Genomic DNA, 11,479 nt, shown 5'->3' on the forward strand with positions numbered 1-11,479 from the left:
CCTCGACCGCCCCGGTCCCGACCCTCGATACTTTCGGCGCTGATGCGGTTGGATTCTTGCAAAGATCGATCGAGATATTGCGTGAATGTGTCCGCAGCGTTACGGTCTGGCCACTGTCCGCCCCTTTGTCGAGAGCGAGCCGCCCATGTTCCGGTCCGTCACATCCTGGCGCGGGAAGCGGCGCCTCGGCGTCCTTGCCGCGTGCGGAGCACTGATCGCCGCCAGTCTTGCCGTGGTCACAGGAGCCCCGGCCTGGGCCGCCGCGTCCGGCGGCGTCGGCGCCACCTTGCCGTACGTCGAAGTCCAGGCCGAGAACGCGTCGACCAACGGGACGATCATCGGCCCGAGCGCCGCCTACAACACGCTGGCCGCGGAGGCGTCGTACCGCAAGGCAGTGACGCTGCAGGGCACCGGCAAGTACGTCGAGTTCACGACGCCCGCGGCGACGAACTCGATCGTCTTCCGCTACAGCATCCCGGACACCGGCGGCGGCTCGGTCTACACGCCGCAACTGTCCCTCTACGTCAACGGGACCAAGCAGCCCAACTTCACTTTGACCAACGCCTACAGCTGGTACTACGGCGGCTACCCGTTCACGAACTCGCCGGGGAGCAACCCGCACCACTTCTACGACGAGGTCCACCGGCTCTTCCCGACCAGCTACCCGGCCGGCACGAAGTTCCGGCTGCAGGTCGACGCCGAGGACACTGCTTCGTCGTACACGATCGACTTCGCCGACTTCGAGAACGTCGCGGGCGCACTGAGCCAGCCGGCCGGTTCGGTGTCGGTGACGAGCCAGGGTGCGGACCCGACGGGCGCCGCGGACTCCACGAACGCCTTCAACTCGGCGATGGCCGCGGCCGGATCCGGTGGCACCGTCTGGATTCCGGAGGGGACGTTCAAGATCCCGGGTCACCTGATCCTGAACAACATCACCTTCAAGGGCGCGGGCATGTGGCGCTCGACCGTGGTCGGTGCGGCGCCGGGCTTCTACGGCAACTACGCGCCGAACGCGAGCACCGGCGTACACCTGTCGGACTTCGCCATCTTCGGCGACGTCCAGGAGCGCAACGACGGCGCACAGGTGAACGGCATCGGCGGAGCGCTGAACAACTCGACGGTCGACCGGGTGTGGATCGAGCACGAGAAGGTCGGCGCCTGGATGGACGGGCCGTTCACCAACCTGGTGATGAGCGGGCTGCGGATCCGGAACGTCACCGCCGACGGCGTGAACTTCCACAACGGCGTCACCAACTCCAAGGTCACCAACAGCGACCTGCGTAACCTCGGTGACGACGGCCTGGCGACCTGGGCGGAGCAGAACGCCGACGCGAACGACTCGTTCGACCACAACACCGTGCAGTACCCGATCCTTGCCAACGGCATCGCGATCTACGGCGGTCACGACAACTTCGTCACCGACAACCGGGTCATCGACGCCGGTCTCACCCAGGGCGGCGGAATCCACGTCGCGCAGCGCTTCGGTTCGACGACGCTCGGGCGGACCGACGTGCTGCGGAACACGATCATCCGGTCCGGGGGACTGGATCCCAACTGGAACTTCGGCGTCGGGGCGCTGTGGTTCGACGCCCGCGACGGTGCGATGACCGGCCTGACCAACGTCGACAACATCCTGATTCAGCAGAGCCCGTTCGAGGCGATCCAGTTCGTCTCGGGCTCGAACATCAGCAACGTCAAGATCAACAACGCGACGATCCAGAACACCGGGACCTGGGTGGTCCAGGAGCAGGTCGGCGGCGCGGCGACCATCACCAACAGCACGGCCACCGGCACGCAGGCACCTGGACCGATCTACAACTGCGGCGTCGGCTTCACGCTCACCGACGGTGGCGGCAACTCGGGGATCTTCGGCGCGAACCAATGCCAGAACATCACCGCGCCCACCTTCCCGCCGTACCTGCCGGACAACGGTTCGCAGATCGCGGTCAGCCCGACTGCCCTGAGCTTCGGCTCGCAGGCGACCAACACGACGAGCACCTCGCAGGCCGTCACGGTGACGAACAGCGGCACTGCGGCAGCTCCGGTCAGCTCGGTGGCGACGACGGGTGACTACAGCCAGACCAACAACTGTGGCAGCAGCATCGCGGCCGGTGGGTCGTGCACGGTCAACGTCTCCTTCCGGCCGACCGTCGCGGGTGACCGAAGCGGCAGCCTGACGGTCGACGCCGCCGGCGTCACCAGCACCGTGGCGCTGTCGGGTACGGGCGTCGCACCCGGCCCGATCCTCAATCCGAACCCGAGCAGCCTCTCCTTCCCGGATACCGCGGTCGGAAGCGCGTCACCGACCCAGGCCGTCACGGTGACGAACTCCGGTACGGCGTCGGCCACCGTGTCCGGCGTCTCCGCGACCGGCGACTTCAGCCAGACCAACAACTGCTCGACCGTCGCGGTCGGCGCGTCCTGCACGGTCACGGTCACCTTCCGGCCGACCGCGTCGGGTTCGCGGTCCGGCAGCGTGACGGTGACGAGCAACGCCAACAACAACCCGACCACGATCGCCTTGACCGGCAGCGGAATCGGGACCGACACCAACCTCGCCCTCAACAAGCCGGCGACGGCTTCGAGCCAGGTCAACAGCACCCAGGCAGCGACCACTGCCACCGACGGAAACGCCAACACCTACTGGGAGAGCGCGAACAACGCCTTCCCGCAGTGGCTGCAGGTCGATCTCGGTTCGGCGCGCAGCATCGGCAAGGTCACGCTGAAGCTTCCGCCGTCCTCGGCATGGGGTACGCGGACGCAGACGTTGTCGGTCCAGACGAGCACCGACGGATCGTCGTTCAGTACGCCGGTGGCCTCCGCGACGTACACGTTCACCTCGCCGACCAACGTCGTGAACATCACCGTGCCGACGACCACCGCCCGGTATGTGCGGGTCAACATCACCGGCAACAGCGGTTGGCCGGCCGGGCAGGTCTCGGAGTTCGAGGTGTACCCGAGCGGCGGTACGCCGATCAACACCCCGATCCTGAGCACCAGCCCGTCGTCGCTCACGTTCGCGTCGCAGGCGCTCAACACGACCAGCGCGGCCCAGGCGGTTACCGTGACCAACACGGGCAGCCTGGCTGCGTCGGTCTCGAGCGTCGCGGTCTCCGGTGACTACACGCAGACCAACAACTGCGGCAGTATCGCGGTCAACGCATCCTGCACGGTCAACGTCAGCTTCCGGCCGACCGCGTCCGGGACTCGCGCAGGGACGGTGACGATCACCAGCAACGCGACCAACAGCCCGACCACGGTCGCGCTCTCGGGCACCGGCGCCGGTAGCACGAGTACCAACCTGGCCGCGGGCAAGCCCACCAGCGAGTCCAGCCACAACGACGTCTACCAGTCGAGCAACGCGACGGACGGCAACCAGGCGACGTACTGGGAGAGCGCGAACAACGCCTTCCCGCAATGGGTCCAGGTCGACCTCGGCGCCGCGGCCAGTGCCGGCCGGATCGTCCTGCAACTGCCCGCCGGCTGGGGCGCCCGCACCCAGACCCTGTCGGTCCTCGGCAGTACCAACGGCACCTCCTTCAGCACCATCGTCGGCTCCGCGGACTACTCCTTTGCCCCAGGCAACAACAACACCGTGACCATCACCTTCACCCCGACCACAGCCCGCTACTTCCGCCTCAACGTCACCGCCAACACCGGCTGGATAGCCGGCCAAATCTCCGAATTCCAGATCTGGACCTCCTGACCACAACCCAGCCGTCCCCCGTCCCATCAGTCCAGTGGGGCGGGGGATTCGGCGTGGGGGATGAGGAGGGTGGGGTGGCCGGTGCCGTTGGCTGGGGTGGTCCAGATGTTGGCGTCGGAGGGGCCATTGGGGATGGCGTAGGCGATGGTGGTGGGGTCCAGCCAGGTGGGCTGGTCGTCGACGGTGCGGGTCTCGGCGAGTGGGGTTCTGGTGCCGGTGGCCAGGTCCAGGACGGTGAGGCGCCAGCCTTTGGCGGGGTTGCCGTTGATGGCTGACTTGAAGGCGATGTGGCGGCCGTCGGGGGAGAGCGACGGGCACTCGACGTTCTCGGTGATGGTGTGGACGGTCTTCGCGGCGATGTCGCCTTCGACCAGGTAGCGGTGGCCGGCGGTGGACATGGTGGCGTAGAAGTGGTTGTCGTCGGCGGTGAAGGTGATGCCCCAGAAGTTGAGGTCGGCGGCCTGGTAGGGATGACCGTCCAGCGTCACCGACAGGAACTCCAGCGAGTCGATCATGTCCAGCGTCTTCAGGTCGATCAGTCCGGAACGGGTGGAGAACCGGCCGTTGTTGTAGGAGTCGCCTGCAACGAACACGGTCCACGCCGCCATCCGCCCGTCGGCGGAGACCCGGGTCCGGTTCGGTACGCCGACGAGCGGAATCGCCTTCTGAATTTGGAGATTCTTGTCCAGGATCGCGATCTGGAACGTCGTCAGCGCGCCGTCCTGCCGTAGACACGTGCCGATGCCACCAGCCGCATAGACCCGCAGGCAACTCAACGCCGACACCTCACGCGGACCGCCTGGGTCGCCCTTCGCAACCATGGCCAGACGACCCTTGCTGCCGGGATCCGTACTACGGAACATGATGCGCGGACCGGTCAGACTCAGGCCGTCGGCTGCGGCTACCGGCGTACGGTCGTGCGTCGTTGTCAGCACGCTGTAGGTGACGGCGACCGCGGCCAGGACAAAGGCCCCGAGGAGTGCGATCACCACCCGTCGCGTCACGCCGGCTGCTCCTTCGTCGGCGCGAGTCCGCGGAGGAGTACCGCGACCACGAAGACGGCCGCGACGACCAGTACGGCGGCGATCCGGCTCGCGCTCGCCGGTCCCCACACCGTCCAGGCCAATCCGAACAGGACCGACGATCCGAGATAGGACAGCGCCTGTCCGGTCTGGATGAGCGCGATCCCCGTCGTACGGAAGGCTTCAGGAAGCAGCGGGCCGGCCAATGCCATCAGTACGCCGTCCGTCGACGCGTAGAAGAGGCCGTAGAGACCCAGTACGACGACCAGCAGCGGCCAGCCACCGAACGGTCCGAAAAGCAGCAGGTACACCGCCACCAAGGCGGTGTAGCCGCCGAGGACCACTTTCAGTCGACCGATCTTGTCCGCCAGCACACCAAGCGGTGCGGCCAGCAGTAGGTACGACAGATTGGTGCCTACGGCAAGCAATGGGAACCAGCCGATGCTCAGGTCTTCTCGTCGCTGCAGCAACAGGTAAACAAAGCCGTCGCCGATGGTCACCATCCCGGCCACACAGGCGGCCAGCACCAACCGTCGTACGGGCCGTCGTCGGAGCAGTTCGCGCAGCGCCGAGGGAGCGACCATGTTCTTCCGTGGTTGCTCGTCGCGGTGATCACGGACAAACAGGACCAGCAAGAGTACGCCGAACGCCGCGATGCAGAAGCTCGTAACGAAGACCGCGTCGTACGCCTGCGCGGTCATGGTCAGCACGCCGACCGCGACCAGCGGGCCGGCGAACGCACCGATCGTGTCCATCATCCGGTGGACGCCGAACGCCCGGCCGTACAGCTTCGGTGGCGTGGAGAGCGTGATCAGCGCGTCGCGTGGAGCCGTGCGAAGGCCTTTGCCGGTGCGGTCGATCGCGATCACCGCGCCGATCGCGCCGACTGAGCTGCCTGCGGCCAGCAGGCCGAGCTTCGCTACCGCAGACAGGCCATAACCGAAGCCTGCAACGGCCTTGCGGCGCCGGGACCGGTCCGCGACGTACCCGCCGACGAGCCGGAGCAGCGCGGTCGCGCCGGTGTACGTGCCGTCGACCACGCCGTACAGGGCGGGACTCAGATGCAGGCCGATCATCAGGTACACCGGCAGGATCGCGGTCACCATCTCCGACGAGATGTCGGTGACGAGGCTGACCGCGCCGAGCGCGAAGACGTTGCCGCTCACGAGGAACAGCGCACGTCCGCGCCCGGTCCGCGGGCGGTCGATCGTGGACAGGTACACCGGCGTCGCCTCCAGGGCAGGTGGAGGTCAGTTCCAGATGTTGGTGATCTCGGCGGCCGAATTCAGGTGGGTCAGTCCGTACGAGCTCTCGATCGTGCTGAGCACGTTGTAGTGGTTGATTTGGTTGGAGAAGCTGCCGACCTGGGTGTGCGCGCCGACGAACGCGGTGAAGATGTGGTTCGACGAACCACCGTTGTCCTCGTCGAAGGTGATCACGAGCAGGCTGTTGTGCGTCTTGGCCCAGGTCGCGTACGCCGTCAGGTTGTTCTTCAGCCAGGTGTCACCGGTGCCGACCGAGCAGTCGTGCATGTCGTTGCACATGTTCGGAGTCACGAACGAGACGGTCGGCAGGGTGGCGTAGTTCGCCGAGGTCGGGAAGTCGCTGTACCGGAGGTTGTTCGCCGACGGCACGTTGCTGAAGTTGACCCAGCTGTTGTGCTTGCGCTGGTACTGACCGCTCGAGCAACCCGTGTACCCGGCCGACGGCATGCTCTCGGAGTAGCCCTTGAAAGTCTTGCCGGCCGAGATCAGCTGGTTGCCCAGGTTGTTGCCGCTGTACGTGTGCGGGCAACTGTCGCTGGTGAGGCCTTGCGTCGAGCCGGAGAAGATCGCCGCGTAGTTGGGCTGGCTCGGGTGCGTGACGCCGTACGCCTGGGTGAACTTCGCGCCCTGGCCGGCGAGGCTGTTGAACGTCGGTGCACTGGAGCTGCCGTTGACCTGCGAGTAGGCGTGGTTCTCGAACATCACCAGGACGATGTGATCGAACGTCGGCACCGCCGTCGCCGCCTGCGCACTGGGCGATCTACCGGCGACGACCGCTACCACCGACGCGGCCACAACGGCCGCCGCCACCAGCATTACCGCAACGCGTTTCCGGATCACGATGCCTCCTGTCAGGACCGGCTACGACCCTGACTGTGACAGGGCCGTCACCCATCGTCGGGAGTCACGCCCAACACCGCCAGTCCCGGCAGATGTGCGAAAGATGAACAGACCGTCACCTTAGCGCGACGTGGAGTGATGCCGCGACCCTTAGGCACACCCGCCGCAGGCTCTACTCGGAAGGTGCAACCGGCTCCAGGACGAAGACCGGGAGAATCCGGTCGGTCTTGGTCTGGTAGTTCGCGTAGTCGGGCCAGGCCTCGACGGAGCGGTCCCACCACAACTCGCGCTCCTCGCCCTCCAGTTCGCGTGCGACGAACTCACGGGTGACAGCGCCGTCCTGCAGCGTGAGCCGCGGATCGGCCTTCAGGTTGAAGTACCACACCGGGTGCTTCGGCGCACCGCCGAGCGACGCGACCACGGCGTACAGACCGTCGTGCTCGACCCGCATCAACGGCACCTTACGAATCTTGCCGGACTTGGCGCCACGCATCGTCAAGAGCACAACACCCTTGCCGTGGTCGATCACCGCGGTCGTCCCGGCCTGCTCGATCTTCTCCACCATGTCCGACACAAACGCCATCGGGCTGGGCACATATTCAGCTTCAGTTGACATGTCAACCAGCATACTAGTGACACATCATCAATACCAGCTGTCCTCGGCGCGCCGTGACGGTGAGCTGCGCGATCTAAGGCACTGCCCGGTGCTTCTGAGGTAGCGCGGTCGATGTGGCCAGGTGGTCTGTGAACCGACTGTGAGATCAGGCGGCAATCCTGCCGCAGCAGACTCATGGAGGAATCATGAAGCACACGTACGCAGCCCTCACCACCGCGGCTTTTGCCTTGGGCGCTCTCGTCCTCACCACGCCCGCCGCGTCGGCCATGGTGAAGGATCCGGACGGCTCGTCGTCGCCATCGGCGAGCGCGACCGTCTGGCCGGATGAAGGCTCCGGTTACCCAGGCTTCGCGACTACGAGCCCGGAGTACAACTATCCGAATTACGACCCCGCCTACGAGGTCGTTACCAATCAGGCGCCGGCCGAGCAGAGCTCTTCGCAGGACGACGACTCCGAGGCGCCTCGGCTGGGAGCCGCAGCTCTCGGTGGCGCAGGCGTGGCATTCGGTTCCTTGTGGCTGTACCGACGCCGTCAGCTCCCCGCGGGCTGACGACCCCGATTCGGACAGGTGGTGAGACCGATGGTCATGGTCGGATTGGTCGCTGCCGCAGCGATGATCGCAATCGTATGCACGCTGGTGATCGCCAGCCGCTTCGTCTGGCGTGCCGGCAGTTCGGCCGAGCTGGACGAGCATGCCGATTGGAGACGTGCGGACGCGGAGGTGATCTCGATCCTGCGAGTCGCCGATCGCACGTTCCTGCGGGTCCGATTCTCGGTGGGGACCTCGCTCGTTCAGAACGACGTGCTCTACCCGCTTCCTGACGTGGTCCTTCACGTCGGGCTGCGGGTCCCGATCAGGTACGACCCGGCAGCACCGGCCCGCGTGGTGTTCGATCTCAGTCCGAGCACCATTGAGCCGTTCGAGCTCGGTCATGTCACGACGAGCAGCTGAACGCAGTAGCCAGTGCACCGGATCTGGAAGCAGGTCCGGTGCACTGGTCCCCTCAACTCCGACGAGTTGCGCCCAGTCGCTCGGCCAGTGCCGCGGCTTCTACCCGGCTCGAGGTGCCGGTCTTTCGCAGGATGTTGGAGACGTGGACGCTGACGGTCTTGATGCTGAGCACGAGCGCCCGGGCGATCTCACCGTTCGACCGGCCCGCCACAAGGAAGGCCAGGATCTCCCTCTCCCGTGCCGTAAGCCCGGCCAGTGCCGCTGGAGGATCAGTCTCATTGCCCAGCGGCATCGGTTCGCGAAGGTCGACCCGTGCCAGCCTGGCGAGGGTCTCGACCTTGTGCCGCAGGGGCTCTGCTCCCAGCGCCGTCGCGTGCCGGTGCGCGTCCCTCAAGAGTCCGCTCGCCTCAGAAGCTGGAGCGCCGGCGGCAAGCATCGCCTCAGCGCACCGGACGCTCGCCACAGTCTGGTCCCAGGGGAAGCCGGCGACACGGCTCGTGTCGATGACGCGTTGCCACAGTTCGGCTTGGTGCGGCTCTCCCTTGCACCGTGCAACCTCAGCCTCGAACACCGCCTTCAGCACGGCTGCATCCTCGGGATCGAGGCGTTCCTCGGAGTACGGCGTCGTTGGCCACTTGTCGAGCAGGTCGTCGAGCGCGGCGATGGCCCACGCCACGCCCTCGTCGTCGCCGACGTCCCGGGCAGCCTGTGCGGCCTCTGCAGCGGCATTCGCGAAGGATGGAAGGCGGTCGTCGTCGACGGTGGTCGCGACTCCCTCCGGTACGAGAAGGTCGCGCTGCAACCAGCGCAGTGCCTGCTGTGGTTCACCTGACTCGATCAGAACCTCCGCATGGACGAGCGTCAGGAGTCCACGAAGCCCGGTGAAGTCTCCCGACATCACTTCGAACGCCCGGTCGACGTGGAGCCTCGCTTCCCGTAGACGCCCTTGCCGGATCGCCAGTTGTGCTGCCGTCAACCGGATCGACGCCCCGGGACGCCCTCCGGGCCTCGCGGCCAAGGCTGTCCGCAAGACCCGACGACACTCTTCCCAACGCCCCAGATCCAGCAACCCCATCGTGCCGAGTCCCGCGAGCAGGTACCCCGAACCGGTCTCGCGCACCTCCTCGAAGACACTCAGCGCGACGGTTGTGGACTCGTCGGTCCGGCCGAGCCCTGTCAGGCTGTGAACGCGCCAGGTTGCCGCGTCGACGAGCCATTCGGTGGAACCGCACGACCGGGCCAGACGCTCAGCCTCTTCGGCATCCGCGAGCGACCTTCCGTCGGTGAAGACGTGGGCGAGGGCGCGAGCGCTGAGCGCGACGGCGAGAGCGAGTACCGAGCCGGATCGTCGCGCGACCAGCACTGCTTCGTTTGCGTGGGCCACGGCATCGGAGTACAGCGAATCCCACTGTTCGGCGACCGCAAGTGCGGCCAATGCCTGAGCACGTTCGGAGCTGTCGGGGAAGGCTTCGGTGAGTCGCAAGGCTTCGATCAGCTCGGAGTCGACGGCCTTGGCCAGCGCTGGGCGTGGCAACGACAATCTGCGCCGGGCCAGGAGCAGCGTGCTCTTCAACAGTGGATCCTGGTCCGCGTCGACCAGTTCGAGAGCCTGGCCCGCCAGGTCGATGGCGGTGGCAACCCGACCGACTCGCCCGCACACTTCACTCGCTCTCCGCAGCAGGTCGACGTTTTCGGATGCGGGACCGCGGACATCCGGTGAGACCTCGTCCCACAGCGAACAGGCACGCTCCAGGTGCACGGCTTCCTCACCCGCAGCACGCAGGACCGCCGCTTGGTCTGCCGCCGCAACAGACCATCGGTACGTCTCGTCGGCGCTACCGGCTCGACGATTGTGCACCGCGAGATCCGCTGCGCGTCCGGGCGCACTGACCGGGAGGGACTGCAGAACGCGTACGTAGGTCGCGTGCACACGTGCGGCATCGGCGGGTGGCATCGCGTCGTACAGGACCTCGGCCAGCAGCGGGTGGCGGAACCACGGGCGGCCGTCCTGGGCGAATCGTACGACGCCGTGATCCTGAGCTTCGGTCAAGCAGCCGGGCAGAAGGCCGGGCTCAACTCCATGTGCGGCCGCCACTCCGGCCAACAACTCCACATCGGCCGGGCGTCCGCCGACCGCGAGGACACGAGTTGCTTGGCGCGCTTCGGCGGACAGACCGTGCCAGCTGGCGAGGAGTGCGTCGCGGAGCGCTGCAGGTGCAGCCGCCGGAAGCTCCGTCTCGTCGCCGGACAATGGGCCGACCAGGAGCTCGGTGAGGTAGGGGTTGCCGGCCGACCGCTCGTGGACCTGGGCTGCGAGCTCGATATCCACCCCTCGGCCGAGCAGCCCCTGGATCTGGGTCTCGGTCTCCGTCAGGTCCAATCGGTCCAGGTGAATGTCGGAGAACAGCGGCATCCTGCGCATGTCGGCCAGCCAGCCGTGCAGTGGATGTCCTTCGCCTCGATGTTCGTCGCGGCAGGTAGCCAGCAGGGCCAGACGTTGCCGGCGGAAGCCGGTGATCAGATAGGCCAGGACATCCAGCGACGTACGGTCGGCCCACTGCAGATCGTCGATCACTACCACGGTAGGCCGCTTGTCTGCCAGGCGATTGAAGACCAAGTCGATCAACGGCAACAACCGTCCCGATCCGGCCGAGTCGCTGGTACCGAGCACGGGCAGTACTGTGCCGAGCTCACCAGCGCCGGAGAGAACCTCGGCACGTTCTTGGGCGTCGGCACGTTCCATCCAGGACTGGATCGCACCGGTGACCGGGGCGAACGGCACGGATGCTTCACCGAAATGCACACAGGTTCCCCACAGCATCTGGACCTCGGCACTCGAGAGGTCACACGCCTCGCGGACCAGCCGCGTCTTGCCCGCGCCCGCCTCGCCATGCACCACAACGGCGCACGGCTGACCGCTCGCGGTCGACTTCAGAACCTCCGCAAGATAACGCTGCTCGGACGTGCGACCAACCAGCAGGCTCGGTCGCGACGGCGCCCCATCCACGTCCCGATTGTCCACCTGACCGTCGCGCCTGTCTCCAGCATTACCGAGGCGCCGTGGACCGCCGGAGGAG

8 protein-coding genes are annotated in these 11,479 nt (G+C 66.6%); 3 read left to right on the plus strand and 5 right to left on the minus strand.

All coding sequences use genetic code 11. From position 1 onward, the window contains the following. Positions 1–145 precede the first annotated feature (145 nt). Entirely contained in the window at positions 146–3,706 is a 3,561-nt protein-coding gene (locus ACWF4Z_RS27430; RefSeq protein WP_452246018.1) for a choice-of-anchor D domain-containing protein, read from the plus strand. Positions 3,707–3,732: 26 nt separating this feature from the next. Here the strand turns inward: ACWF4Z_RS27430 and ACWF4Z_RS27435 are convergent, their stop codons facing one another. From ACWF4Z_RS27435 to ACWF4Z_RS27450, 4 genes are all read right to left on the minus strand, one after another. Continuing rightward, complete coding sequence (locus ACWF4Z_RS27435; RefSeq protein WP_452246019.1) at positions 3,733–4,710, minus strand: TolB family protein; 978 nt, start codon at positions 4,708–4,710, stop codon at positions 3,733–3,735. Further along, positions 4,707–5,951: an MFS transporter gene (locus ACWF4Z_RS27440; protein ID WP_452246020.1), complete on the minus strand. Its 1,245-nt coding sequence runs from the start codon at positions 5,949–5,951 to the stop codon at positions 4,707–4,709. The genes ACWF4Z_RS27435 and ACWF4Z_RS27440 overlap by 4 nt, the downstream gene beginning before the upstream one ends. Before the next feature lie 27 nt (positions 5,952–5,978). After that, entirely contained in the window at positions 5,979–6,833 is an 855-nt protein-coding gene (locus ACWF4Z_RS27445) for an alkaline phosphatase family protein (RefSeq protein ID WP_452246021.1), read from the minus strand. A 172-nt stretch (positions 6,834–7,005) separates the two neighbouring features. After that, positions 7,006–7,449: a nitroreductase family deazaflavin-dependent oxidoreductase gene (locus tag ACWF4Z_RS27450; protein ID WP_452246022.1), complete on the minus strand. Its 444-nt coding sequence runs from the start codon at positions 7,447–7,449 to the stop codon at positions 7,006–7,008. A 185-nt stretch (positions 7,450–7,634) separates the two neighbouring features. Here ACWF4Z_RS27450 and ACWF4Z_RS27455 point away from each other — a divergent pair, with 185 nt between their 5' ends. Both ACWF4Z_RS27455 and ACWF4Z_RS27460 read left to right on the plus strand, forming a co-directional pair. Next, positions 7,635–8,000, plus strand: coding sequence for a hypothetical protein (locus ACWF4Z_RS27455; protein ID WP_452246023.1), 366 nt, complete (start codon positions 7,635–7,637; stop codon positions 7,998–8,000). 63 nt (positions 8,001–8,063) lie between these two features. Beyond that, the gene (locus tag ACWF4Z_RS27460; protein WP_452246024.1) at positions 8,064–8,402 is read left to right on the plus strand and encodes a hypothetical protein; all 339 of its coding nucleotides are present in this window, start codon (positions 8,064–8,066) and stop codon (positions 8,400–8,402) included. Between the two features lie 52 nt (positions 8,403–8,454). Here the strand turns inward: ACWF4Z_RS27460 and ACWF4Z_RS27465 are convergent, their stop codons facing one another. Continuing rightward, the gene (locus ACWF4Z_RS27465) at positions 8,455–11,409 is read right to left on the minus strand and encodes a helix-turn-helix transcriptional regulator (protein ID WP_452246025.1); all 2,955 of its coding nucleotides are present in this window, start codon (positions 11,407–11,409) and stop codon (positions 8,455–8,457) included. Between the last annotated feature and the right edge of the window lie 70 nt (positions 11,410–11,479).

It is taken from the genome of Kribbella sp. NPDC055071 (assembly GCF_053608045.1).

What these genes read in the sequence shown, in the direction of transcription:
- ACWF4Z_RS27430 (WP_452246018.1), top strand. Translation starts at nt 146, where the DNA reads ATGTTCCGGTCCGTCACATCCTGGCGCGGGAAGCGGCGCCTCGGCGTC.
- ACWF4Z_RS27450 (WP_452246022.1), bottom strand. Translation starts at nt 7,449, where the DNA reads ATGTCAACTGAAGCTGAATATGTGCCCAGCCCGATGGCGTTTGTGTCG.
- ACWF4Z_RS27455 (WP_452246023.1), top strand. Translation starts at nt 7,635, where the DNA reads ATGAAGCACACGTACGCAGCCCTCACCACCGCGGCTTTTGCCTTGGGC.
- ACWF4Z_RS27460 (WP_452246024.1), top strand. Translation starts at nt 8,064, where the DNA reads ATGATCGCAATCGTATGCACGCTGGTGATCGCCAGCCGCTTCGTCTGG.